At 50.6% G+C, this 24,818-nt stretch carries 19 protein-coding genes and 2 tRNA genes; 12 read left to right on the top strand and 9 right to left on the bottom strand.

The features are described from left to right. Positions 1 to 14 precede the first annotated feature (14 nt). Together zipA and ligA are read left to right on the top strand one after the other, a co-directional pair. Positions 15 to 1,127: a cell division protein ZipA gene (zipA, locus tag CWI69_RS05300; RefSeq protein ID WP_126762540.1), complete on the top strand. Its 1,113-nt coding sequence runs from the start codon at positions 15 to 17 to the stop codon at positions 1,125 to 1,127. Positions 1,128 to 1,135: 8 nt separating this feature from the next. After that, a complete protein-coding gene (gene ligA / locus CWI69_RS05295; protein ID WP_126762538.1) occupies positions 1,136 to 3,151 on the top strand; it encodes an NAD-dependent DNA ligase LigA in 2,016 nt (671 codons plus the stop codon). Positions 3,152 to 3,156: 5 nt separating this feature from the next. Here the strand turns inward: ligA and CWI69_RS05290 are convergent, their stop codons facing one another. After that, on the bottom strand, positions 3,157 to 4,764 hold the full coding sequence (locus tag CWI69_RS05290) for a lytic transglycosylase (RefSeq protein WP_126762536.1): 1,608 nt from the start codon (positions 4,762 to 4,764) through the stop codon (positions 3,157 to 3,159). A 55-nt stretch (positions 4,765 to 4,819) separates the two neighbouring features. Beyond that, positions 4,820 to 5,533, bottom strand: a complete 714-nt coding sequence (gene gloB, locus CWI69_RS05285) for a hydroxyacylglutathione hydrolase (RefSeq protein WP_126762534.1) — start codon at positions 5,531 to 5,533, stop codon at positions 4,820 to 4,822. A 56-nt stretch (positions 5,534 to 5,589) separates the two neighbouring features. On the opposite strand from gloB, the gene CWI69_RS05280 reads away from it, so the two are divergent. Continuing rightward, positions 5,590 to 6,339 carry a methyltransferase domain-containing protein gene (locus CWI69_RS05280; RefSeq protein ID WP_126762532.1) on the top strand — a complete coding sequence of 250 codons (750 nt, stop codon included), beginning with the start codon at positions 5,590 to 5,592 and terminating at the stop codon, positions 6,337 to 6,339. Next, positions 6,339 to 6,728 carry a rhodanese-like domain-containing protein gene (locus tag CWI69_RS05275; RefSeq protein ID WP_126762531.1) on the top strand — a complete coding sequence of 130 codons (390 nt, stop codon included), beginning with the start codon at positions 6,339 to 6,341 and terminating at the stop codon, positions 6,726 to 6,728. Before CWI69_RS05280 ends, CWI69_RS05275 begins: the two co-directional genes overlap by 1 nt. Before the next feature lie 3 nt (positions 6,729 to 6,731). Here the strand turns inward: CWI69_RS05275 and rnhA are convergent, their stop codons facing one another. After that, on the bottom strand, positions 6,732 to 7,202 hold the full coding sequence (gene rnhA / locus CWI69_RS05270; RefSeq protein ID WP_126762529.1) for a ribonuclease HI: 471 nt from the start codon (positions 7,200 to 7,202) through the stop codon (positions 6,732 to 6,734). Beyond that, positions 7,199 to 7,894, bottom strand: coding sequence for a DNA polymerase III subunit epsilon (gene dnaQ, locus CWI69_RS05265; protein WP_126762527.1), 696 nt, complete (start codon positions 7,892 to 7,894; stop codon positions 7,199 to 7,201). Before dnaQ ends, rnhA begins: the two co-directional genes overlap by 4 nt. A 231-nt stretch (positions 7,895 to 8,125) precedes the next feature. Between dnaQ and CWI69_RS05260 the strand changes: the two genes are divergently transcribed. The 4 genes from CWI69_RS05260 to CWI69_RS05245 all read left to right on the top strand — a co-directional run bounded on the left by CWI69_RS05260 (position 8,126) and on the right by CWI69_RS05245 (position 11,034). Further along, a tRNA-Asp gene (locus CWI69_RS05260) sits at positions 8,126 to 8,202 on the top strand. Between the two features lie 26 nt (positions 8,203 to 8,228). Further along, positions 8,229 to 8,305 (top strand) — tRNA-Asp (locus CWI69_RS05255). A gap of 36 nt (positions 8,306 to 8,341) precedes the next feature. Further along, a complete protein-coding gene (locus CWI69_RS05250) occupies positions 8,342 to 8,689 on the top strand; it encodes a YkgJ family cysteine cluster protein (protein WP_126762525.1) in 348 nt (115 codons plus the stop codon). Between the two features lie 143 nt (positions 8,690 to 8,832). Then, a complete protein-coding gene (locus CWI69_RS05245) occupies positions 8,833 to 11,034 on the top strand; it encodes a M3 family metallopeptidase (RefSeq protein WP_126762523.1) in 2,202 nt (733 codons plus the stop codon). Between the two features lie 51 nt (positions 11,035 to 11,085). Here the strand turns inward: CWI69_RS05245 and CWI69_RS05240 are convergent, their stop codons facing one another. After that, positions 11,086 to 11,574 carry a DUF2165 family protein gene (locus CWI69_RS05240; protein ID WP_126762521.1) on the bottom strand — a complete coding sequence of 163 codons (489 nt, stop codon included), beginning with the start codon at positions 11,572 to 11,574 and terminating at the stop codon, positions 11,086 to 11,088. A 197-nt stretch (positions 11,575 to 11,771) separates the two neighbouring features. Between CWI69_RS05240 and CWI69_RS05235 the strand changes: the two genes are divergently transcribed. Continuing rightward, positions 11,772 to 13,997, top strand: a complete 2,226-nt coding sequence (locus CWI69_RS05235) for an NADP-dependent isocitrate dehydrogenase (protein WP_126762519.1) — start codon at positions 11,772 to 11,774, stop codon at positions 13,995 to 13,997. A gap of 48 nt (positions 13,998 to 14,045) precedes the next feature. Here the strand turns inward: CWI69_RS05235 and CWI69_RS05230 are convergent, their stop codons facing one another. The 4 genes from CWI69_RS05230 to CWI69_RS05215 all read right to left on the bottom strand — a co-directional run bounded on the left by CWI69_RS05230 (position 14,046) and on the right by CWI69_RS05215 (position 19,097). After that, positions 14,046 to 16,082: a GGDEF domain-containing protein gene (locus CWI69_RS05230; RefSeq protein ID WP_126762517.1), complete on the bottom strand. Its 2,037-nt coding sequence runs from the start codon at positions 16,080 to 16,082 to the stop codon at positions 14,046 to 14,048. A gap of 73 nt (positions 16,083 to 16,155) precedes the next feature. After that, on the bottom strand, positions 16,156 to 16,761 hold the full coding sequence (locus tag CWI69_RS05225) for a YqiA/YcfP family alpha/beta fold hydrolase (protein ID WP_126762515.1): 606 nt from the start codon (positions 16,759 to 16,761) through the stop codon (positions 16,156 to 16,158). Next, entirely contained in the window at positions 16,758 to 18,176 is a 1,419-nt protein-coding gene (locus tag CWI69_RS05220) for a serine hydrolase domain-containing protein (protein WP_241971034.1), read from the bottom strand. Before CWI69_RS05220 ends, CWI69_RS05225 begins: the two co-directional genes overlap by 4 nt. A gap of 12 nt (positions 18,177 to 18,188) precedes the next feature. Next, positions 18,189 to 19,097: an SMP-30/gluconolactonase/LRE family protein gene (locus CWI69_RS05215; protein ID WP_126762513.1), complete on the bottom strand. Its 909-nt coding sequence runs from the start codon at positions 19,095 to 19,097 to the stop codon at positions 18,189 to 18,191. A 190-nt stretch (positions 19,098 to 19,287) separates the two neighbouring features. Between CWI69_RS05215 and dnaE the strand changes: the two genes are divergently transcribed. Genes dnaE through tilS form a run of 3 tightly spaced genes read left to right on the top strand, consistent with a single transcriptional unit; the run spans position 19,288 to position 24,813 of the window. Continuing rightward, entirely contained in the window at positions 19,288 to 22,800 is a 3,513-nt protein-coding gene (dnaE, locus tag CWI69_RS05210) for a DNA polymerase III subunit alpha (RefSeq protein WP_126762511.1), read from the top strand. Between the two features lie 42 nt (positions 22,801 to 22,842). Next, positions 22,843 to 23,799, top strand: coding sequence for an acetyl-CoA carboxylase carboxyl transferase subunit alpha (accA, locus tag CWI69_RS05205; protein WP_126762509.1), 957 nt, complete (start codon positions 22,843 to 22,845; stop codon positions 23,797 to 23,799). A 6-nt stretch (positions 23,800 to 23,805) separates the two neighbouring features. After that, positions 23,806 to 24,813 carry a tRNA lysidine(34) synthetase TilS gene (tilS, locus tag CWI69_RS05200; RefSeq protein WP_126762507.1) on the top strand — a complete coding sequence of 336 codons (1,008 nt, stop codon included), beginning with the start codon at positions 23,806 to 23,808 and terminating at the stop codon, positions 24,811 to 24,813. The last annotated feature ends 5 nt before the right edge of the window (positions 24,814 to 24,818 follow it).

The raw sequence follows: 24,818 nt of genomic DNA, 5'->3' as shown, positions 1-24,818 counted from the left end.
ATGGAAAGCCTGCAATGAGTACCATGCAAATTGTTTTTAGCGTTATCGGTCTACTGCTGATTGGCCTGATTATTGGTCATGGCATGTGGAACATTCGCCGTAACGAGCGTCGTGCTCGTGAACAACAGCTTGAACTTGAGCGAAAACGCCAGCAAACACAACCTTCTGCCGGTTTTGACGACGACGGTATTGGTGAAGTGCGGGTCATTCAACGAGCCTCAGAGCGTGTTTCGGAGCGGGACAGCAAGCAGCAGGTAACCAAGCCGAAACCGTCGACGCGGCGTGAAGCTGAAGGATTACGCCGAGATACTAAGGCCGAGGCAAAACCAACCGCAGACTTTGCTGACGCGCCTGAGCCACCGCGCTCAGGTGCAGATTCAGAGCCGACCTCAGCTCAGCACTCAGATCAGCACTCGGATCCGCACTCAGATCCCCACTCAGATCCAATCAGGAACCGGCATGCAGCACCGCTGGATGAACCGATCTCAGATCCTATCCGGGCAATGCAGGATGAGGACGAGCTTGATTTGCCGTCGTTGGCGGCAGAGCCAGATGAACTTAAAAAAGCCCAGCAAAGCGCGGAGTCAAAAAGCAAAGGTAAACCGCAACCAACGGCCGCAGCGCGAAAAACGTCAGCGGCTGAGCCAACTCAGCAAAGTATGGAATTACCGCTGGAACCAGATGACGAGCCAGCGCTTAGCCAGGCACCGGATCTGGTGATTGCACTGCATGTGATGGGCACTATCACTGGTCCGGTACTGTTACAACAGATGACTGAGCTGGGCTTTAAGTACGGCGAGTTTGATATTTTCCACCGTCATGTCGACACCGCCGGACAGGGACCTGTGTTGTTCAGCCTTGCCAATATGTTTAATCCGGGCACCTTTGATATCGATGCCATGGATCAATTTGAAACCAGGGGTGTAGCACTATTTTTGGCACTGCCGATTAAGAGCAATTCGGTCAAGGCCTTTACCATGATGCAGAACGCCGCTGAGAAGCTTGCCGCAGCGGTTGAAGGGGGCCAGGTACTTGATGAGAACCGTAATCCGTTAACCCGTCAGGCGGTGCAGCATATCCATCAGAGTATTCGGGAATACGAACGTAAACGACTTATTCGGCAGTAGTTAATCCTATGACAAAGACAGATGTCCGCCAGCGCGTAGAGGAACTACGTGCGCTTATAACCCGTTACAACAAAGAATATTATGAGTTTGACGAGCCAAGTGTTCCCGACGCGGAATATGACCGCTTGTTTCGGGAACTTCAGCAGCTCGAAAAAGATTATCCAGAGTTGCGTAGTAGTGCGTCACCGACCCAAAAAGTAGGCAGCCAACCCGTATCCGCGTTCCAGCAGGTACAGCATGAAATGCCAATGTTGTCGCTTGATAACGCCTTCGAGCAAGATGAGTTCGAAGCCTTTGCGAAACGTGTTCAGGAACGTCTCGATAGCGCCAGCGAAATTGCTTATTGCTGTGAACCTAAGTTGGATGGGGCCGCAGTAAGCCTGCTTTATGAGAATGGTAAGCTGGTGCGTGGCGCAACCCGCGGTGACGGCCAAACCGGCGAAGATATTACTGCCAATGTGCGCACCATACGCAACCTACCGCTGCAATTGGCAGGTGATTTCCCGCAGCGTTTTGAAGTTCGTGGCGAAGTCTTTATGCCGGTGCAAGCTTTTGAAGACTACAACCAGAAAGCAGTTGAACGTGGTGAAAAAGCCTTTGCCAACCCGCGCAATGCTGCCGCTGGCAGCTTACGCCAGCTTGATTCCCGGATCACCGCGGGGCGGCCGCTGCATTTTTACGCCTACGGTATGGGTGTAGTTAGCGATGATGTTGCACTCGCAGATTCGCACTTCCAGCGGTTACAACAGCTGGCAGGCTGGGGCCTACCCATTAGCGCTGAGGTCAAGTGTGTTACCAATGCCGAAGGTTGTGCAAAGTACTACGACGACATTTTAGCGCGTCGTCATGAACTACGTTATGAAATTGATGGCGTGGTGCTTAAGGTCGACGCGATTAAGCAGCAGCAGGATCTTGGCTTTGTATCACGGGCGCCGCGCTGGGCGATCGCCTGGAAATTTCCGGCGCAGGAAGAAATGACAGTGATTCATGGTGTCGATTTTCAGGTTGGAAGAACCGGCGCGATAACCCCGGTAGCGCGGCTTGAACCGGTTGCGGTAGCTGGTGTCACAGTTGCTAATGCCACGCTACACAACGCCGATGAAATTGCCCGGTTGGATATAAAACTTGGGGATACCGTCATCATCCGTCGGGCCGGCGATGTCATCCCACAGGTGGTTAATGTGGTCAAAGACAGGCGGCCTGACAATGCTGAAAGCATCGTCTTTCCCACCACCTGCCCGATTTGTGATTCGCATATAGAGCGCGCTGAGGGTGAGGCCGTTGCCCGCTGTACGGGTGGTTTGATCTGCGCTGCCCAGCGTAAGGAAGCACTGAAACATTTTGCCTCACGTAAAGCCATGGACATTGATGGCTTAGGCGATAAATTGGTTGAACTATTAGTGGAGCGTGAGTGGCTCAAATCGCCCGCCGATCTTTATCGTTTAAAAGCCCGGGAGTTGGCTATGTTACCGCGCATGGGAGAGAAATCGGCGGAGAATATCGCCAGCGCAATAGCAACCAGCAAGCAGACGACCTTACCTCGTTTTCTTTATGCCCTGGGAATACGTGAAGTAGGGGAAGCCACTGCCGCCAATCTGGCCAGCCATTTTGCCTCGCTGGAAGCTATTCAGGCAGCTAACCAGGCCGAACTAGAAAAGGTGGCTGACGTGGGTACCGTCGTCGCCAGCCATATTTATCAGTTCTTCCGTGAACCTCACAATGAAGAAGTCGTGCGTGATTTACTTGAGCTTGGAATTTCCTGGCCGCCGGTCGAGAAGCTTGCTGAGAGCGAAGCGACCTTAGCTGGTAACACCTATGTGCTTACGGGTACCCTTACGCAGATGACGCGCGATGAAGCCAAGCAAGCGCTGCAAGCGCGTGGTGCGAAAGTAAGTGGCAGTGTCTCAGCCAAAACCACAGCAGTCATTGCTGGTGATAATGCCGGTTCTAAGCTGAGTAAAGCTGAGCAGCTGGGCGTACCAGTGCTCAGCGAAGCTGATCTGCAGCAATTAATTGGTGATTAGCAATATCAGGAATCCGTTCCCACTCGGGTCACGTCAACGACAAGCTTAAGACGCTGGCCCGGTTGTAAGTAGTTAGAACGATGGATTTGGTTCCATTTTTCGATATCGCTTATGGCGACATTAAATTTTTGCGCAATGCGTGCCAATGAATCGCCTGAGCGAACCTGATAATGAATGTTGCGGGTGATCCCACTCGGTTTACTGTCATCCTTGAGCCATACCACCAGTGGCCGTCCCGGACGCAGCGGATCCGTGGGTGCCATACCATTCCACTTTGCCAGCTGGCGCAGATTTACGTTGTACTTACGACTGAGATCCCAAAACGTATCGCCGCTCGCAATTTCATGGGTGATCTTATACGCGCCGCGTTGCTGCGACTGAGTCGCTGACAGCCGTTGATCAGCAGATAAATTGTAGTCGTTGAGATCGCGCGATGCCGCAGGAATCAGCAGGTAATCACCCGCACGAATCAAATGTCCCTGAATGGAATTGGCTTGCTGAATTGCTTGGGCAGTTGTGTGGTATTGCCTGGCAATAACACTCAGGCTTTCACCGGATTTCACTTTGTGCCGGGTCCAGCGAACCAGGTCTTTGCTATCCGCTGAAGTGAGCCAGGCTTGCAGGTGCTGCGCGTTTTCGTTCGGCAACAACAAGCGATGTGGACCTTCTGGATCAGTCGCCCAACGATTGTACCCGGAGTTATAGCGATGCAACTGGTCAAGTTTGAGTCCTGATTTTTCAGCCGCTAATGCTAAATCAATCTGTGCATCCGTTTCGACCACTTCGAGGTAAGGTTTGTTGGGTATAGTTAACCAGCTGACCTGATACTTTTCCTGGTGCTTGAGAATCTCAGCTAAGGCTAATAACTTTGGCACATAAGCACGGGTTTCCCGTGGTAAGTCAAGCGACCAGAAATCAGTTGGCTTACCGGCGCGTTTGTTCTTGCGAATCGCCGATGAAACACGGCCGCCACCAGAATTGTACGCGGCCAGCGCATGCAACCAGTTGTCAAAGCGATTATTCAGGTCAGTCAGATAATCCAGCGCAGCATGGGTTGAGGCATAAACATCCCGGCGTCCGTCGTACCACCAATTAATGTCAAGTCCATACTGCCGTGCAGTGCCCGGGATGAATTGCCAGACGCCGGCAGCTTGTCCATGCGAATAGGCAAAAGGATCAAAAGCGCTTTCTACTATAGGCAGTAACGCCAACTCAAGGGGCAGACCGCGCCGTTCTATTTCTTCGACAATCAGATGCATGAAGGGTGTTGCCCGCTCAGCGACCCGATTCATATAAGCTGGATGTTTGAGGTAATAATCACGTTGCGCATCGATCCGTGCTTGCGCTGGAATTGGCAGACTGAGTTGTCGGCGAATACGCTGCCAGATGTCGGCTTCCTGCTGTGGTGTTAGTTCCACAACAACGGGAGCCTTGAGTGGTGGCTCAGGCTCAGTCGGTAAAAGTGCCGCTAATGGGGTAGTATCGATCACCGGTGTCGAAGTGGCGTCATCTTGCTGCTGATGAGTCGACTGTGATGGTTGTTGCTCAGCTGGTATTGATTGACAACCAGTAACAACAAGAGCGCTTAGTGTCAGCACTAGCCAGTTCTTCATTTAGCCCTATTCCTATTCTGTATTCCCTACGACTGCATGTGCGCAGTGTACGAGTTTAAAACTTATCTTTCCACTGCCTTAACTGAGCAAACTCTTCGGCATTGCGCGCGTGCAGAAAAGGGTTGATCGCAAGTTCTCTTGCAATATCAGATGGCAGTGAAGGCTTATCGTGCTCGCGCCACTTGGCAACTTGCTGTTGAGCTTGCTTAACAGCTGCGTTATCCGGCTCTGCTGCTGCGGCAAATTTCAAATTTGCTGCAGTATACTCATGCGCACAGTAGACGGCTGTCGAGGTCGGAAGTTCTGCCAGTTTGCGTAAAGAATTGTAAAGCTGTGGCGCAGTTCCCTCAAACATGCGGCCACAGCCTGCACTAAAAAGTGTATCGCCGCAAAATAAAATATCTTCTGCATAAAAACTGATGTGATCAAGCGTGTGCCCAGGGGTCTCGATGACCCTGAACTCGAGCTCAAGTCCTGCGGGGGTAAAGCGATCACCTTCAGCAACCGGGTGACTTATACCTTCAATTTTCGGGTTATGCGGACCATATACCGGCACATCGAAGTGCTTTAGCAAAGGTAACAGCCCGTCGGTGTGGTCCCAGTGGTGATGGGTAATCAAAATACTCGCTAAATCAACCTGTTGTGTTTTTAACCACTGGAGAACAGGCGTTTCGTCTCCAGGGTCAACGATAACAGCCGGAGCGCCGGCTGCTGGCTGAATTGCCCAAATGTAGTTATCATCAAAAGCTCTGATCGGGGATATAAGCATAATTTACCCATTCATTTTGCATTAGCGTGCAACCAGTATACAGGTGAGCCGAGCTCATGTTAAAACCAGCATTTCGTGAAAAAGCTGTAAAACCGCCGCAACACTGGCAACAACTTGCCTGCGGAAGCTGGTTGAAAGACCAGGTAGAGCAGCAACTTGCTGAAGAGTGTAAGCGGCTTTACGGTTATCATTTCGCTCGCGTTGGCTGTCTGAGCGCTGAACTGAGCTTGCCACAGTTCGCCATCGCACATCAATTCTCGGTCGCTGCTGCGCTGCACGAGCAAGTTCAGGTACAGGCCAAAAGTTCCGACTGGCCCTTTGCAGAAGCTTCCCTTGACGCCATTTTAGCGGTGGGACAACTTGAATTTGAACAGGATCCTCACCAGGTACTAAGAGATTTGAGTCGCAGTTTAATTGCCGACGGCAAATTGATCTATGTGGGGTTTAATCCGTTAAGCCCAAACCTCTTAACCAGCTTATGGCCGGGCAAAATGAAACAATACCCCTGGTCCGGCCGTTATTTTACCAAAGCGCGGTTAGTGGACTGGCTGACATTGCTAAACTTTGAAGTTACCGTTGAACGCTATTTTGCGCCCAGTTTTTTATTGGAGCGATGGGGGCTGCTACAAACGGGGGCAGAGCGACTGTTTAATGTTCTGCCACAATGCGGTACCCTTTATTTAGTTATTGCTAAAAAACGTGAGTTCCCGTTAACCCGGATTACCGCGCGACAAAAGCAACGTCAGTTGCGGCCGAATTTACAATCCGCTCCGTTGGCGAATCAAACACAACCTAAGGAGTACTGATGTTATCACCACAAGAGTTATGTGCTAAAGCGAAGAGTAACGTTGAGGAAATCGATGTGGACACACTGCAGCAACGCATTGCTGAAGGCGCTCGTGTGATTGATGTGCGTGAACCGGGCGAATATGCTGCTGGCCACATTCGTACGGCGGTAAACATGCCGCGTGGCGTACTGGAAATGCAGTTGACTCAACATCCTGACGTAGCAGGTTATGATGATGCCTTACAGCGTATGGCCGACCAGCCTTTGTATCTTATTTGTCGTTCAGGTGGGCGTTCCGCGTTAGCTGCAGAGTCACTGCAGCGTATGGGATTCGACAAGGTTATTTCCGTCGACGGCGGTATGCAGGCATGGGAAGAACGCAAGTACCCACAAGTGACCGGTGAATAACTTTTAGTTTGCCTGCGCCTGGTAGCCGGTGTCTTCAAGTAAGTCAGAGCCACTGGCTGCGGTGCGGGCAAGTTCGTCACAACGCTCATTCTGCGGATGCCCAGCGTGACCTTTCACCCATTCCCAGGCGATGGTGTGGCGCTCAGCAGCTTTATCCAGAGCTTGCCACAGGTCAGCATTTTTCACGGGTTTGCGGTTTGAGGTGCGCCAGCCATTGCGTTTCCAGTTATAGATCCAACTTTCAATGCCTTGTTTTAAGTACTGACTGTCTGAGGTCAGGGTGACCTTGCATGCGTGCTTCAATGCTTCTAATGCTTTGATGGCTGCCAGCATTTCCATGCGATTATTGGTGGTTAAACGATACCCGGCGGCCAATTCTTTGCGGTGCTCACCGTACTCGATAACCGCTCCATAACCACCTGGACCCGGATTACCTAAACATGAGCCATCCGTATAGATGTGGACATGTTTCATGGTTGTTGCCACAGCGGAGCGTCAATAAGCTGCAAACGTTCGTGATGCGCCTGCTCTTCTGCGGCGGTCGCCTTGATCACTCTTAGCGCAGGTTTATTCTGGACCGGACGCCAGTCCACTTGCTGACCATTTTGCTGGTGGGATTGTTTTTGGGTAGCGAGTTCCAGTTTGGTTTGCCCGCCAGTCATCATCAGGTAAACGTCAGCCAGTAACTCGGCATCAAGTAATGCACCGTGGAAGGTACGATTCGAGTTATCAATACCAAAGGCACGGCACAGGGCATCAAGGTTGTTCTTTTGCCCGGGGCGCATTTCGCGGGCCAACATTAAGGTATCGAGAATGCTGCAATACTCGCTGGTCCGGCCGGTGCCATTGCGTAGCAGGGCAAATTCATGATCCATAAAGCCGACGTCAAAAGCGGCATTGTGGATGACCAGCTCAGCGCCCTTAATGAAGGCAAGAAATTCTTCTGCAATTTGTGCAAAGACGGGTTTGTCTTGCAAAAACTCGTTGGTAATACCGTGTACTTCGATCGCTTCCTGTTCCACCACGCGTTGCGGGTTGATGTAAACATGGAAGGTATTCCCGGTAAGCTTGCGGCCGATAAGTTCGACCGCACCAATTTCAATGATGCGATGGCCGCGAGCCGGATCAAGACCTGTGGTTTCGGTATCGAGTACAATTTGACGCATGCGGTTGTGATTACCTTTATTAGTTTTATTCTCGCTTAAGAAGATTACCTGAACTCAGGCGCAATTGCGATCCTCGATCAGCCTTTAAAATAGACAAGATACGCCGATTTGGTTGTTTTTCAGGCAAACAAAACGAAACTTCAAAAAAAAGGTTGACGGGGGGCGGGCGCCCTCGTAATATTCGCTCCGCATTCGGGGGGACCCATCCGGGAAACTCAGAATCAGGAAACTGGAGCGGTAGTTCAGTTGGTTAGAATACCGGCCTGTCACGCCGGGGGTCGCGGGTTCGAGTCCCGTCCGCTCCGCCACTTTCCTGAATGCAAATCACCGCTGCGGAGCGGTAGTTCAGTTGGTTAGAATACCGGCCTGTCACGCCGGGGGTCGCGGGTTCGAGTCCCGTCCGCTCCGCCATTTCAACAAGAAGTTTCTGTTGTGGAGTGTTGCGCGATGAGTACGGTTTCGGCCTGCTTGACGTGTGGAGCTTGCTGCGCGTCCTATCGTGTTTCGTTTTATTGGGGTGAAGCCACTGGCGCACCTGCAGGTTATGTTCCCTCCGAACTCACCGAAAACTTTCATCCTCATTTGTTATGCATGCAGGGTACAAATCAGCCCCAGCCACGTTGTGTCGCCTTACAAGGTGAAATTGGCCAACAGGTCGGTTGTCGCATCTATTCCAATCGTCCATCGCCCTGTCGTGACTTTGTTGCTGGCGACGAAGGCATCAATCCCTATTGTGATAAGGCACGTGCGAGACATGGTCTTGCCCCGCTGATTCCGATCAAAGAAGTCGCTTAACTATCCGCGAATAGGTTCAATGGCAGGTTTGAAGCCACGAAAAGCTCTTGAGTGCCGCGTTACCAGCGGTTACATTATTGTGCGTTAAAAGCGAATCCTATCTGTTAAGGTAGAGATCAACGAACACACAGGGAGATCCTCCAATGCGTAAGAGCATCATTGCCGTAGCTATCGGCGCAGCACTCACACTTGCTGCATGTGCTGATCAAGAAGCGGCACAAAATACCAACGAACAAACAGCTGAACAAACTCAACAAACAGCAAGCGAGCAAAATTCAGTCGCTGAGTTTGATCAAAGCAACCCATTTTATGCAGAGAGCACATTGCCATTTTCTGCTCCTGACTTTACCAAAATTGAATTCGCTCATTATGAGCCAGCTCTGCTTGCCGGTATGGAAGAGCACGCTGCCGAAATCGACGCTATTGCAACTAACCCTGAACCCGCCACGTTTGAGAATACTATTGTAGCGATGGAGAAATCAGGTCGCCTGCTGAGCCGCGTCTCTGCTGTATTTGGCAACCTTGCCGGCTCTGCTGGTAACGACGACTTCCGTGCCCTGCAAGTAAAAATGGCACCTAAGTTTGCTGCTCACAGCGACAACATTAACCTGAATCCAGAATTGTTTGCCCGTGTTAAAGCGGTTTACGAGAATCGTGACCAGCTTGAGGGCGAAGCACAACGCCTGGTTGAAGATACCTACAAAGGTTTTGTTCGCGCCGGCGCTGAGTTGAGCGAAGAGCAGAAAACGCGGATTCGTGAAGTGAATTCCGAAATGTCATCAATGATCACCGAGTTCCGCAATAACTTGATGAGCCTGGTTGATGAAAATATGGTGGTGGTCGAAGATAAGGCACAACTCGCCGGCTTAAGTGACTCGCAAATTGCTAGCCTGGCAAATGCTGCTGAAGCGAAAGACATGCCGGGCAAGTATGTGATTACGGTCACTAATACCACTCGCCAGCCTATTCTGTCCTCACTGGAAAATCGTGAACTACGTGAAAAAGTATGGAAAGCATCAGCATTACGGGGTACGGGTAACACCGCGACTGACAACCGTCCGCTGGTTAAGCGGCTTGCTGAGTTGCGCGCAGAAAAAGCGCAGTTATTAGGTTACGAAAACTGGGGTGCATACGTACTGGAATTGAGTATGGCGTCAGCGCCAGAAGCAGCGCAACAAATGCTGCGTGATCTGGTTCCGGCCGTAGTCAGCAATGTTGAAGCAGAAATGGCTGCGATCCAGGAAGTTATCAATGCCAATGGTGAAGAATTTGAAGTGCAGCCGTGGGATTGGGCGTACTACGCCGAGCAAGTTCGTGCTGAAAAATATGCCTTGGATTCGAATGAAGTTAAGCAATACTTCGAGTTCAACCGCGTGGTTGAAGATGGCGTATTCTATGCGATGAACCAGTTGTTTGGTATCACCTTTGAACAGCGTGATGACATTCCTACCTACGCTGATGACATCGTGGTTTATGAAGTCAAAGACGTCGACGGTGAAAGCTTAGGTCTGTTTTACGGTGACTGGTTTAGCCGCGAAGGTAAACGTGGTGGTGCATGGATGAGTTCATTTGTTTCACAGTCTCATCTGTTAGATAACAAACCAGTGATTCTGAACAACATGAACATCACCAAGGCAGCGGACGGCGAACCGACCTTGCTGAGCTTTGATGAAGTAAGCACCATGTTCCATGAGATGGGCCATGCCTTACACGGTATGTTCTCTGACGTCATGTATCCGTCACTGGCGGGTACGTCAGTGTCGCGTGACTATGTCGAATTCCCGTCAACTTTCCAGGAAGACTGGACCCTGAATCCGAAAGTTATTGCCAACATGGCAAAACATCACGAAACAGATGAGCAAATTCCGGAAGAGTTACTTGAGAAAGTGATGGCAGCGAAGAACTTTAACATGGGTTATGACACCCTTGAGTACATTGCTGCAGCTTTGCTGGATCTTGAGTACCACACCCTGACACCTGAGGCTGCCGCGAGCATCGAAGATGTAAATGAATTTGAAAAAGCTGCTTTGGCTCGTAATGGTGTAGACCTTGATGCGGTACCACCGCGTTATCGTTCTACCTTCTTTGCCCACGTATTTGCCGGCGGTTATTCGGCAGGTTACTACGCGTACATGTGGTCAGAAGTACTTGCCGCTGATGCCTTTAAATACGTGCAGGAAAATGGTGGTCTGACGTTAGAAAATGGTCAGGCGTTCCGTGATGCGATTTTGTCAAAAGGTAATAGTAAAGATCCGATGCAACAGTACATCGACTTCCGTGGTCAGAAACCGACGGTTGACGCTTTGCTTGAACGTCGTGGTCTGACAGCACCGAAAATCGACTAAATTTTAATTAGTTGATAACAGAAGGCAGACACTCAGGTGTCTGCCTTTTTTTTAATCTTCCCGTAGATTCACGAAAAACGTAATAAGTAAAATGGACGCGAAGTAGGTAAAAGAACCTTTGAAAGCACTGTCACCCAGAGGTGTTTGCCACATTTGGAAGAAGGCTCCACCAATGGCATGAAACAAGCCAAACCATACTAATGTGGCGACGCCTGCCGCGATAAATGTCATTGATTTTGCTTTCTGGAAAATCTCAGCCGGCGCGTTGCGCTGCTGTATGAGTTGCCAGGTTGCAAATAGAAACAGTAGTCCGGCAAGCATTTCCAATAGAATAATCACCCAGGTGGAAACCTGAATAAGAATTTCATTATTTACCGCAAAGGCGAAGGTGTTGGGGTAGTATTCATGATCGGCCATGGTAAATACTGAAGCTACAAAATAGTAGGCCGCCTCAAGGTTGGCCAGATTTTGCAGGGCGTAAAACAGGCACATCACGCCCATGCTGAGTACCAGAAGAACTTTGATCCAGCGCAGTGTCATGAGAGTCTCCTTGTTTATTGTTGTCGTTATTGCCGTCTTTACTCCTAGTTTGCAGACTGAGAAAAGTCAATTTTATGGTACCGTAATAAACACGGTGAATAGTGGAATTTAACTCTTGCTTACTGGTCTATATTGCCCATCTTTGCTATACTTCGCGCCACTTTTCTAATCCTTTCCGAACCTAGTAAGGAACGACTATGGCGATTGATAGTTCAAAGATTATTTATACGGAAACTGATGAAGCGCCGCGCCTGGCAACCTACTCATTGTTGCCGATAATTCGCGCGTTTACTGAAGCCGCAGGCGTATCGGTTGAAACCCGTGACATCTCTTTAGCTGGCCGTGTTATTGCATTGTTTCCAGAGTATTTAAGCGAAGACCAGCGGATTAACGATGCCCTTGCTGAGCTCGGCGAGCTGGCCAAGACACCAGAAGCTAATATCATCAAGTTACCTAATATCAGCGCCTCAATTCCTCAGTTGGTTGCCTGTATTAAAGAGCTACAGAGTCAGGGCTATAAGCTTCCTGATTATCCGTTTGAGCCAAAGACTGATGAAGAGCGCGATGTTCGCGCTCGTTATGACAAGGTTAAAGGCTCTGCCGTTAATCCGGTATTACGTGAAGGTAACTCTGACCGTCGCGCTCCGGCATCGGTTAAAAACTATGCCAAAAAACATCCGCATCGCATGGGCGCCTGGAGCAAAGACTCGCAGACACGTGTAGCGCATATGGATGAAGGCGATTTTTATGGCAGTGAACAGTCGACGACCTTTGCCAGTGGTGACGATCTTAAAATCATATTAAATACACCTGCAGGCCCGCGCGTTTTAAAAGACTCAGTAAAAGTATTGCCGGGTGAAGTTGTCGATGCTGCGTGTATGGACGTTACCAAATTGCAGGAATTCTTCGCGCGTGAGACAGAAAAAGCGAAAGAACAAGGTGTATTGCTGTCATTGCATCTGAAAGCGACCATGATGAAAGTCTCAGACCCGATCATGTTCGGTCATGCTGTGCGTGTCTACTTCAAAGACCTGTTTAACAAGCATGCAGATTTGTTCAACGATCTTGGTGTTGACGTGACCAACGGCTTTGGCGATGTGCTCGCAAAAATCGCGACCCTTCCAGCCGATAAGCGCGCAGAAGTTGAAGCTGATATCCAGGCTGTTTACGAAGACCAACCTGATCTGGCAATGGTTAATTCACACAAGGGTATCACCAATCTGCACGTGCCCAGCGATGTCATCATCGATGCTTCCATGCCAGCGATGATCCGTGACTCAGGCAAAATGTGGAACAAAAATGACGAGCGTCAGGACACCCGTGCGATGATCCCTGATCGTTGTTATGCCGGGGTGTACGAAGAAACCATTACATTCTGCCGTGAAAATGGCGCATTTGATCCGGCCACTATGGGTACCTGCCCGAATGTCGGCCTGATGGCACAAAAGGCAGAAGAGTATGGTTCACATGATAAGACTTTCGAAATCCCGGTAGACGGTACTGTAAAAGTCATCAACAAAGCTGGCGACGAAATATTCAGCCATGATGTCAAAAAGGGTGATATCTGGCGTATGTGTCAGGTGAAAGATGCACCGATCCGTGACTGGGTTAAATTGGCGGTCAATCGCTCACGCTTAAGTGGAATGCCTGCGGTATTCTGGCTTGACCAAAATCGTGCTCACGATGCTGAACTGATCAAAAAAGTGAATACCTACTTGCAGGATCACGATACCGAAGGTCTGGATCTGCAAATCATGGCTCCGGTAGAGGCGACGCGTCATACCTTGCAACGTATGAGAGCGGGTAAAGACACGATTTCTGTTACCGGAAACGTGCTGCGTGACTACCTTACCGACTTGTTCCCAATTCTTGAGTTAGGTACCTCTGCGAAGATGTTATCTATCGTACCACTGATGAATGGTGGTGGTTTGTTTGAAACTGGGGCTGGCGGTTCAGCACCTAAGCACGTACAACAGTTTGTCGAAGAGAATTACCTGCGTTGGGATTCACTGGGTGAGTTTCTGGCGTTAGCGGCATCACTGGAGCACCTGGCACAGCGTACCGACAATCAACGCGCGCAGATTCTTGCCGACGCGTTGGATAAAGCTACTGCGAAGTTCCTCGAAAACGATAAGTCACCGGCTCGTAAGTTGGGTAAAATCGACAACCGCGGTAGCCACTTCTACCTGGGGATGTATTGGGCTGAAGCCTTAGCTAACCAGTCAGAAGATACTGATTTGGCGGCGCGCATGAATAAGCTGGCAACATTCATGAACGAGAATGAAGCGAAAATCATCGCAGAGCTTAACAGTGTGCATGGTGAAAGCGTTGAGATTGGTGGATACTACCAGCCAGATACTGAGCTTGTGTCTAAAGCGATGCGTCCTTCAGCGACGCTGAATGCGGCACTTGCTAACCTTTAAAGCTGGACTGCAACAGACAAGCCGCAATGTTAACCCATTGCGGCTTTTTTATGGCCGCAGGTAAATGGTTTCGCGCACACCCTCAGTGACTTGATAGCGAATGCGATTGCGACCTTCGTTTTTTGCTTCATAGAGAAGTTCATCGACAAGACGGACAGTGGCTTCCCAGTCAGGCGCGGCCTGATTCTTGCTGTTACTGATGATGGTGCACCCGCCGCTTAGGGTAATATGCAGTCGGCCGGCGCTGGTATGAAAGGCTTTTTCACCAATATCAGTCAGCAGTTTTCGGGCCACCTGTAATACTTGTTCGCGCTGAATGTGTTCAAGGATTAGCAGGAACTCCTCGCCGCCCCAGCGAATCGCCATATCGGTACGCCGCAGGGTATGTCTTATCCGCCGACCAAATTCGATCAGCACTTCGTCACCGACAGTATGGCCATGCTTGTCGTTTATGGTTTTAAAATGATCAATGTCTAAAATAAATACGGCGTGATCGCCCGTGTAAATGCGATGGTCGTCACGCAATAAGCGATCGTAAATTGCCCGGCGGTTATGCAAGCCGGTGAGAGGGTCGCGTAGCGATTGCTCCTGCAGCTCATTGTTAGCTTTATTAAGCAGTAAATTGAGCTTACGGGTTTTGCGGTAGCTAAAGGCAAAAAGGATAAGCAGAACCAGCATGAAGGCACTTGCCAGTAATACAAAATCCTGATTACGCTGCTGATTAGCAAGCTGTTGCCGTTGCAATTCAGCTTGCTGCTCCAGCAATTTTATTTCGTAAGACTTCTCGCTAGCTTCATAACGAACCTGTAATTCATTGATTTGTTGCTCGCGTTGCGTTTCTGCGACTTCGGCCCGAAGTTGCGCTTGCTGCTTCAGGGTCTCGGCTTGCTGCTGATAGCGTCCGGCAATCTCATAGGCACGCGCGATATGAGTTAGCAGAATGGCTTGTTCACGTTTCAATGCAAAGCTGTTGAAAACCTCCGCTGCAGCCAGCATTTCAGCAATGCCCTGATCATGCTGACCTTGTAAGACTTTAATGTAACCCAAGTTAAATTCGGTGACGGATCGCTCATTTACGTTATTGATTTGGCGTGCGATTTCGAGGCCACGTTCCAGGTACTCGGTGGCGTCCTCAAGTTTATCCATTAAGAGTTTTGCGGCACCAGCATTGTTGTAGGCCAGCATTTCCACTCTTGGATTAGCACTTTCCCGGGCGACTTCGGCGGTCTCAAGAAAGGCTTCTACGATTGCTTCTGACGGCCCGTCCTGATATTGCTTCGAATAAGCGCGGAGCAAATATAATTCGGGCAAATGAGTGGTAATACCGTTTCGGTGGGCATCTTCGATAGCGTCCTCAGCAGTCCTGACCGAAGCACTCCAACGACCAAGATTAGCCTGAATTCGTGCCAGATGGAGATTAACAAACTGGCGTCGGCGCTGTTGTCCCTGTTCTTCAGTCAGGGGGATAAGAGCCCGTGCTGATAATAAATATTCCAGGGCATCAGAAGTGTTATTAACATTCTGTAAGACACGCGCAATGAGATGATTTGCGTGATACCTGACCCGGATATTGGTCACCGCAGGAAGCAACTCCAGGATGGGGTCAATCTTTTCCTTTGCTTTTTCGAATTGCTCATTTGCGACGTAAGCTTCAGCGATAACTACCTGGATTTCGGTTATGGCGTTGACGTTGCCTGATGCTGCAGCAATTTGTTCGACTTCATCGGCAATCACTAAAGCTGCTGTCAGATTCTCCTGCATGGCTCGGCTTAAAATATGATAACCCTGAGCGCGAACAAACGACTCTACCGGCGTGTCGACGTCCACGGAGCGCAACAAATCGTCCAGCGCTTGTGGATTACTTGGAATGAAGTCACCATCTAACATCGCGTCCATTTGTGCTTCGAGCAAAGGATCACGTTCATCCGTGGTGGCATAGGTTTCGCGTTTGTCATCCTCACTGAAATCGAAGAAACTTGGCAGGCTGGAGGCAGTTACAGGCAAAGACACCGGGCAGATTAAAGCAACCAGCAGCAAACTGGCGAGTGGAATCATGTGCTGTGGGCGCTGCGAATGACATTGCATAGTGGTTTTCAATGATAAACTTATGCTTGAACAATACCGCCAAATAATAGGGGTGTCTAGAATTTGTCCGGTTTTAACAATGGTTAACTGAATTTTCAAGAAAAGCCAGAATGTCTTCTAGATGCTCAGCAAACCCTTGAAACCCATGATCACCACCTTCCTCAACGGTTGTTTTTACCTCAGGCAAAGCGTCCAGCGCTTCGCGATAATCGAGCAGTTCGTCACCGGTTTGCACCAGCAGCCAACACTGGCTGGCAGTGAACGGCAACGGGTAGTCAGGCTCGATCTCTTGCAAAGTAGCAACATAACTTTCCCGCCACTCGTACGTACTGTCGTCAAAGTAATGGGTAGCTGTGCCCAACGCTCGGCGTAAAGACCTGCCAGCATGCATCGACGGATTGATTAAAACCACCGGCAGGTGGTATTTAAGCGCCAGCACCTGTGCGTAAAAACCGCCTAAAGAGGACCCCATGAGACAGACTTTGTGTTCAGTGCTTACGGCCGACAATTGTTCAATCAACTCCTCCAGCGTCTGCAACGCCAGGGCTGGTATATGCGAGAGTGAAGGAGCAATGAAAGGCACGTGGTGCTGCTGACAGTGCGCGCGCATGGCTTGTGCTTTGCTGCCAAACCCGTTTGAGCCAAAACCATGAATAAAGAGAACTAAGGGCTTACTCATGGTCGCTGTTCACCAGTTGCCAAGGCTTTCAGTACATCGCGGGTGAAATCATGCTCATTGAAGCCGGGCTGTCCGGCAAGGTCATAACCGCGGCGGACGACAACAAGATCATGGCTTGGAATAATCACCAGGAATTGGCCCCGGTTACCGCGCGCCGCGATGGTGTCATTGGGTAGTTCCGGGAAACGCTCGTTGTAGAGCCACCACTGTGCGCCGTAACCCGGCGAACCGGCGTCCGGCTGCGCTGGGGCTGGGGTACTGATGTAGGTCAGCCAGTCTTCGGGTAACAGCCGTTCATCGTACCACTCGCCATTGTTCAGATGCAGTACGCCTAAACGGGCTAAGTCACGCGCAGTGGTCCAGACCTGAGAGGACAAGATAAAATCACCCTGCCAGTCGGTCTCGAGATAGGTGTGCTGCATGCCGATTTTGTCGAGTAGCGCATGAAAGGGGAAGCGCAGGTAATCATCGAGGGTGGCAAAACGTTCACGTAAGGTGCGCAGCGCAAGCATGGTGTCATTGTTGGCATACTTCCAGCGCTCGCCTGGCGTGACTTCTAAAGCTGCCTCAGTTGCTGTATCGCTGACCAGGCCACCGCCCATGTAAACCCGGTCGGTACGATTGCCTGCGACATTGCTATCCAGTCCAGAGGCCATCTGTAACAGATTTTCCAATGTAATAGCGCCACGCGGGTCAAGCGGATGAGACCAGTTTTCCAATCCTGCTGCTTCATCAACCTCGAGTAAACGCTGGTAAACAGCGGCGCCAATGACACTGGCGCCAATACTCTTGGCCACAGACCACGTGCGTTGCGCGGTCTCCGGAGTAAAGCCTGGCAGATAACGTTCCGCCAGCAGATGCTCAGGGGTTGCGATTAACACTGCGGAAGTGCGCGCGCCGGCCCCGTAATGCTTACTAAAAGCCTGATCAATGACAGCTGCAAGTGCACTTTGCTGCTCAGCGGGTAATGGAGAATTACCTGTTTGCCAGGGTTGCCCATTATCTGCAGCGGGAGGCTCGGCACTTACATAGGGATTTGCCAGGTGTTCGTGTTGCGCGAAACTTGCTCCGACGGGTAAATCCACACAACCGAGCTTAGGCCGCCAGATCGAAATACGGGCGCGCTGGCCATCATCATAAGCGACGCGAACCCACTTCTGCTCGCGATTGATTTCCGCTGTTAAGTTATCGACACGATCGGCTATAAGGGGATAGATGCCGCCGAGCTCATGCTCGCGAATTTGTTCCGGGCTCTTCCCGCCGTTAAAGGTGGCGCTGCAGGTAAAGCCGGCGACATAACCCGCGGCATAGGCGTTCAGGGTAGTTTCAGTTTCTGCTGCTGCGGCTTGGCCCAGCAGACCAGCGAGTGCCAGTGGCAACATGGTAAGTCGGGCGAAACGAACGAAATGGCGCATAAGAGTTCCTGATTAATGGTTAGCAGTAAGTTTGATTCTAAGCACCTCAGTCTGATTGGTCACGTAAAGTACACGGCCATCGGTCTCAAGCACAGTAACGTTCGACGTAAAATCGGGTAATTCAATGAGCTCGATAAGCTCACCATCAGGTGCATAGGTATAAATACCTTCCGGTCCTGCGACGTACAAAGTTCCATCGCTGGCGACACTCATGCCATCCATACCCTGGTCGTAGCTGCCGTCGAGCCGGGCAAATACACGTTTATTGGTGACGCCCGCGGCGGAGACGTCGTAGGCATAGATAACCCATTTATAGGCATCGTTAACATACAGCGTCGATTCATCGGGACTTAGGGCGAGGCCATTTGGCAGCGCCAGACTATCGTCGAGTAAGACCAACTCGTCAGCGGCATTAATTTTGAACACCCCGGCAAAGCCCAGTTCGTTATCTTCTTCGTCGATGGCAAAGGGAGGATCGGTAAAGTAAATTGCACCGTCGGCAGCGACAATCAAATCATTCGGACTGTTCAGGCGTTTGCCTTCATAAGAGGTTGCTAACGCGGTTTGTGTGCCATCCTCGTTTAATCGAGCAATGCGACGGCTGAGGTGTTGCGCCATGAGGATGCGCTGTTCGCTATCAAGTGCTAAGCCATTGGCATTACTTGATGGGCGTATGGCAACCTCGGTTGTGCCAGTTGGCGACCATGCGTAAACCGTGTTGTTGGGAATATCTGAAAACCAGAGCTTATCACCGTGCCAGAGTGGGCCCTCAGTGAACCGGTGGCCGTCACTGATGGTTTCGATTTCGTATTTATGTTCCTGGCTATGTTCCTGATCCTGACTATGTGCATTAGTAACGAATAACGCCAGAGAAATGAGACTGACTTTGATAACGCCGCAGTAATTTAAGCTGTTTAACATGACTTAGCTCCTGTTTAGACCTGGATCTTTTAAATCTGGATAGCACTATAAGGTCATTTCTTAGCTAATAAATCAAGCTGTGGTAACCATTGCTGGTTATTACACTTAGACGACAATGGAGCATGACATAGCGTTACGCATGCGGCACAATAGATAAAGATGTGACACTAAGAGATAACGATAAAGGCGCATGACAGAACCAGTGCAAACTTCAGCCCCCCAGTTTATTCATTTACGGGTCCACAGCGATTTCTCCATGATCGATGGCCTGGCCAAAGTTGGTCCTATTTGCGAAGCGACTGTAGATAAGGGCATGCCAGCATTGGCGATAACGGACCAGATGAACATGTGTGGTCTGGTCCGGTTTTATCGGACCACCCAGAATAAAGGCTTAAAACCTATTGTTGGCTGTGATCTCTGGGTGTTGCCACAAGACTGGACAGCGGATAGCAAAGAGCAGCCATTTCGGCTAACTGCGCTCGCTATGAACAACGCGGGTTACCAGCAACTTACTCAGCTCATAAGTCGTGGCTATCTGGCCGGGCACCGCATGGGTCGCCCCTGTGTTAATAAAGAATGGTTAGCAGAGCATGCTGAAGGTTTGCTGTTATTAAGCGGTGGCAGGGAAGGCGATATTGGCCGTAAACTACTGCAAAACAGACAGGACGAAGCCGAACAGGAGCTGGCGTTTTATCAGCAGCACTTCCCCGATCGTTTTTATCTCGAGTTATTGCGTACCGGCCGTCCGCAGGAAGATGATTATCTGCATGCGGCCGTGGCTTTAGCGGCCGCGCAGGATGTGCCTGTGGTGGCGACCAACGAGGTGGTGTTTCTTAAACAGGAGGACTTCCATGCGCACGAGGTGCGGGTCGCAGTCGCTGATAGTTATACTCTGGATGATAAACGCCGACCTAAAAAATATAGCGCGGAACAGTATTTAAAAAGTCCTGAGGAAATGGCAGAGCTGTTCGCTGATATCCCCGAGGCGCTGGCAAATACTGTCGAGATCGCAAAACGCTGTAACGTTACTATTACTCTCGATAAGTACGTATTGCCTGAATTTCCTACCGGAGGCATGACGCCGGAAGACTTTTTAGTGAAAAAGTCACAGGAAGGATTAGAACAACGGCTGTTACAACTGTTTCCTGACGAAGAAGAACGCGCAGTACAGCGCAAAGCCTACGATGAACGCTTGCAGATAGAGCTGGATGTTATCAATCAGATGGGGTTCCCGGGCTACTTCCTGATTGTAATGGAGTTTATTCAGTGGTCGAAAGATAACAACATACCGGTCGGTCCCGGGCGCGGTTCTGGTGCCGGCTCTTTAGTTGCGTATGCGTTAAAAATTACCGATCTCGACCCCCTTGAACTTGATCTCCTGTTTGAGCGGTTCCTGAACCCGGAACGGGTCTCCATGCCCGATTTTGATATCGATTTTTGTATGGATCGGCGAGATGAGGTTATTGACCACGTCGCCGATTTGTATGGGCGCGAAGCGGTCTCCCAGATTATTACCTTTGGTACTATGGCGGCCAAGGCGTCGATCCGTGATGTTGGTCGGGTGCTGGGCCACCCTTATGGTTTTGTCGATAAAATTACCAAATTAGTGCCCGGCGACCCGGGCATGACCTTAGCTAAAGCCTTTGAAATCGAACCGCGTCTGGTGGAAGTCTACAACCAGGATGAAGATGTTCGCGATCTTATCGATATGGCGCGTATTCTCGAGGGCGTGACGCGTAATGCCGGCAAGCACGCTGGCGGCGTGGTTATCGCACCGGATAAGATTACCGATTTCTCACCACTGTACTGTGACGAGGAAGGCAAGCAGCCGGTCACCCAGTTCGATAAGAACGACGTTGAGGCGGCGGGCCTGGTTAAGTTCGACTTCCTGGGTTTGAGAACCCTGACGATTATTCAGTGGGCATTGGATATGGTCAACGCGCAACGCGCTAAGCGTGGTGAGCAGGCGGTCATTATTGATAAAATACCACTAGATGATCCAGCCTGCTTTAAGTTGTTGAAAAAAGCGCAAACCACTGCTGTATTCCAGCTCGAGTCGAGTGGCATGAAGCAGTTGATCAAGAAAATGCTACCGGATAGCTTCGAAGATATTATCGCACTGGTGGCGTTATTCCGGCCGGGCCCGCTGCAATCGGGCATGGTCGATAACTTTATCGATCGTAAGCATGGCCGCGAACAGATTTCCTATCCTGATAAAGATTATCAGCACGAATGGCTACAGCCCATTCTGGAACCGACGTACGGTGTTATTCTTTATCAGGAACAGGTCATGCAGATTGCGCAGGTGCTGGCTGGCTACTCACTAGGCGAGGCCGACTTATTACGCCGTGCCATGGGTAAGAAGAAGCCAGAGGAAATGGCGAAACAGCGCGAGGTGTTTGCCGACGGTGCCGCGAAGAGTGGCATCGATCCTGAGCTGGCCATGAAGATCTTCGACCTGGTAGAGAAATTTGCCGGCTACGGTTTCAACAAATCGCATTCAGCAGCCTACGCCTTGGTTTCCTACCAGACACTGTGGATGAAAACCCATTATCCGGCGGAATTCATGGCGGCGGTCATGTCCGCCGATATGGACAACACCGATAAAATTGTGACCCTGGTCGATGAATGCGAACAGTTGGGTCTTAAGCTTTTACCGCCAGATGTTAATGTAGGCCAATACAAATTTACCGTCGACGAGCAGGGCCATGTTGTTTACGGTATTGGTGCCATTAAAGGCGTTGGTGAGGCGCCGATTGAAGCGATTCTGGCGGCGCGCAACGAGGGCGGAAGTTTCTCAGACCTGTTTGATTTTTGCTGCCGGGTCGATTTAAAACGCCTTAACAGGCGGGTGCTGGAAAAGTTGATTCGCGCAGGTGCAATGGATTCGTTGGGGCCGCATCGTGCTGCGCTGATGGCAACCCTGGAAAAAGCCATGCGCCAGGCAGAGCAGCATGCGCGTGCCGAGGCCATAGGGCAGTCTGATTTATTTGGCGTATTGACCACCGCAGCCGACACCGATGCCATAGAGCATGAGTTCGAACAGGTGAGCGAATGGCCGGAAGCAATATGGCTCGACGGCGAACGTGAAACCCTTGGACTATACTTAACCGGGCACCCGATTAATCGTTACCGGGCGGAATTGCGTAACTATGTACCATGCAATTTAGCCAATGTGCGGCCCACCGGCCGCGACCAGATGACCACCATAGCCGGCTTAGTCATCGACATGCGGGTCATGGTGAACAAAAAAGGCGCACGCTGGGCGATTGTCACCCTGGATGACAAAACAGCACGATTTGATGTACGCTTTTTTGCACAAGATTACGAAACTTATGAAGATTTTCTGGCAAAAGACAGAATTTTGGTCATAAAAGGAGAGGTCAGCTTTGATGATTACTCCGGTGGCAATACAATGACCGCCAGAGAAGTTATGACCATAACCGGTATGCGCGAGCAATACGCGAAAGGATTGCGGTTATGCTTGCGACCAGAGCAGCTTGAGGGCGCGGCATTTAAACGCTTAGTTACCACTCTTGAGGCATATCGTGGTGGAGCATGTCCGCTTATTTTTGACTATCAGCGGCCCGATGTCAGCGCCAGTTATCAGGCGGCCACCGAATGGTACATTACGCCGGAAGACGAATTATTGTACGAGTTAGAGCAGCAGCTCGGTGCTAAGCATATTGCGCTAGAATTTTGATTTGCAGCCTGCACTAAAGCAGTGTTGCCCACGGGAGTCCAAATGAATTTGCAATTTTTAGAGTTCGAAAAGCCTATTGCAGAACTGCAAGCACAAATCGAAGAACTAAAAGCTGTCGGTGCAAAGGGTGATTTTGACATATCTATCGAGGAAGAGATTGCCAAGCTTCAGGAGAAGCGCGAGCAACTGATCGAAAAGATTTTTGGTGACCTTGGTGCGTGGCAGGTAGCGCAGATGGCACGCCATCCTATGCGTCCCTATACCCTCGATTATATTGAACATATTTTTACCGACTTCGACGAATTGGCCGGCGATCGTGCGTTTGCCAACGACCGTGCAATTGTCGGTGGCACAGCGCGGCTGGATGGCCAGCCGGTAATGATTATCGGGCACCAGAAAGGCCGCGAAACCAAAGAAAAAATCCGCCGCAATTTTGGGATGCCAAAACCTGAAGGGTATCGTAAAGCATTACGGCTGATGGAAATGGCAGAACGTTTTAAAATGCCAATCATCACCTTCATTGACACGCCAGGTGCCTATCCGGGCATTGGCGCGGAAGAGCGCGGCCAGTCAGAAGCTATTGCCCGTAACCTGAAAGTTATGGCGCGCCTGACGGTCCCTATCGTCTGTACCGTTATTGGCGAAGGCGGTTCAGGTGGAGCTCTGGCTATCGGCGTTGGTGACCGTGTGAATATGCTGCAGTATTCAACTTACTCAGTAATTTCACCTGAGGGTTGCGCATCTATTTTGTGGAAGAGTGCCGAGAAAGCCGCTATTGCTGCAGAAGCAATGGGCGTTACCGCCGGACGCAGTCTGGAGCTAGGGCTGATTGATGCCATTGTCGAAGAGCCGCTGGGTGGTGCACACCGTAATGCTGAGCAGATGGCCCAACGGCTGAAGCAACGGTTGCTTGATGATCTGGGCGAGCTGAAAGGTTTAGATCGCACCGCATTGCTTGAGCAACGTTATCAGAAACTGATGTCATTTGGTTATTGTTAGGCGCTTGTGACCGCTGACTACCGCGACCTCTATTCCGATTTTTGTGCAGCTTTGCAACAGGCAGAGCTGCGCCCCCAACAACAACTCGTTGCTTGCCTTGGCGGCGGTGCGGATTCGCAAACGGTACTTGATTTGCTGGATCGCTGGCGCAGTGAAAACCCGCAATTTAACTACTTAGCCATTCATTTGGATCATCAGTTCCATCCAAATTCAGGCCTCTGGGCAGAGAGTCTGGTGGCTGACTGCGAACGCCGCGGTTTTCCTCTGCATATGGAAGTTCTAACCGTTGGGCAGGGGGCTCGTATCAGCAAAGAGGCTGCCGGACGTGATGCCCGTTACCAACGTTTAAGCGAAATTGCCGAGGAAGACGCAGTATTTCTCCTTGGCCAACATCGTAACGACCAAATCGAAACTTTCTTGTTGCAGCTAAAGCGCGGTGCAGGACCAAAAGGACTGGCGGCGATGGCAGAGCACAGCGCGATGCAAAGAGCGAACGAGGCGACCAGACAAGTTTGGTTGCGGCCTTTGTTGGGCGTGAGCAAAGCCGCTATTTACGCCTACGCCGAGCAACGGCAACTGCACTGGATTGAAGATGATACCAACTATGACACTGCTATTGATCGGAATTACTTACGTCATGAAGTGGTACCAAAACTTGAACAGCGCTGGCCGCATTTTGGCGATGCTGTGCTGCGCAGCGCACGCTTATGTGCTGAGCAGCAACAGGTGCTTGATGAGTTATTGGGGCAGCAAATCGCAAGTCTGCTTAACGCGAACGGCGAACTGGCGGTGGATGGCTTGAAACCTCATTCTGCCGCAAGTCAACGAGCGTTGCTGCGGGGGTGGTTGCAGCAGCAGGATGCTGGCATGCCTTCTTATGCTCAGTTGGAACAGATCCGCCTGCAGATGATACATACGCAAAATGATCGTCAGCCTGTGGTCGCCTGGGGAACTTATCAGGTTACGCGCACGCCTGACCGTTATTTGGTCTTACATCGCCGTTTAACGAACTAATCGGG

Origin of the sequence: Pseudidiomarina halophila, from assembly GCF_003987215.1 — a bacterium.
GTDB classification, from domain to species: Bacteria; Pseudomonadota; Gammaproteobacteria; order Enterobacterales; family Alteromonadaceae; genus Pseudidiomarina; species Pseudidiomarina halophila.
The sequence above is the reverse complement of the archived record's forward strand: the minus strand, read 5'-3'. Positions and strand labels throughout refer to the sequence as shown.

Coding starts and splice junctions, on each gene's coding strand:
- CWI69_RS05240 (WP_126762521.1), bottom strand. CDS start 11,574: ATGACACTGCGCTGGATCAAAGTTCTTCTGGTACTCAGCATGGGCGTG.
- dnaQ (WP_126762527.1), bottom strand. CDS start 7,894: ATGCGTCAAATTGTACTCGATACCGAAACCACAGGTCTTGATCCGGCT.
- dnaE (WP_126762511.1), top strand. CDS start 19,288: ATGACAGAACCAGTGCAAACTTCAGCCCCCCAGTTTATTCATTTACGG.
- CWI69_RS05220 (WP_241971034.1), bottom strand. CDS start 18,176: ATGCGCCATTTCGTTCGTTTCGCCCGACTTACCATGTTGCCACTGGCA.
- ligA (WP_126762538.1), top strand. CDS start 1,136: ATGACAAAGACAGATGTCCGCCAGCGCGTAGAGGAACTACGTGCGCTT.
- CWI69_RS05290 (WP_126762536.1), bottom strand. CDS start 4,764: ATGAAGAACTGGCTAGTGCTGACACTAAGCGCTCTTGTTGTTACTGGT.
- zipA (WP_126762540.1), top strand. CDS start 15: ATGAGTACCATGCAAATTGTTTTTAGCGTTATCGGTCTACTGCTGATT.
- CWI69_RS05245 (WP_126762523.1), top strand. CDS start 8,833: ATGCGTAAGAGCATCATTGCCGTAGCTATCGGCGCAGCACTCACACTT.
- CWI69_RS05275 (WP_126762531.1), top strand. CDS start 6,339: ATGTTATCACCACAAGAGTTATGTGCTAAAGCGAAGAGTAACGTTGAG.
- gloB (WP_126762534.1), bottom strand. CDS start 5,533: ATGCTTATATCCCCGATCAGAGCTTTTGATGATAACTACATTTGGGCA.
- rnhA (WP_126762529.1), bottom strand. CDS start 7,202: ATGAAACATGTCCACATCTATACGGATGGCTCATGTTTAGGTAATCCG.
- CWI69_RS05235 (WP_126762519.1), top strand. CDS start 11,772: ATGGCGATTGATAGTTCAAAGATTATTTATACGGAAACTGATGAAGCG.
- CWI69_RS05230 (WP_126762517.1), bottom strand. CDS start 16,082: ATGCAATGTCATTCGCAGCGCCCACAGCACATGATTCCACTCGCCAGT.
- CWI69_RS05280 (WP_126762532.1), top strand. CDS start 5,590: ATGTTAAAACCAGCATTTCGTGAAAAAGCTGTAAAACCGCCGCAACAC.
- CWI69_RS05225 (WP_126762515.1), bottom strand. CDS start 16,761: ATGAGTAAGCCCTTAGTTCTCTTTATTCATGGTTTTGGCTCAAACGGG.
- accA (WP_126762509.1), top strand. CDS start 22,843: ATGAATTTGCAATTTTTAGAGTTCGAAAAGCCTATTGCAGAACTGCAA.
- CWI69_RS05215 (WP_126762513.1), bottom strand. CDS start 19,097: ATGTTAAACAGCTTAAATTACTGCGGCGTTATCAAAGTCAGTCTCATT.
- CWI69_RS05250 (WP_126762525.1), top strand. CDS start 8,342: ATGAGTACGGTTTCGGCCTGCTTGACGTGTGGAGCTTGCTGCGCGTCC.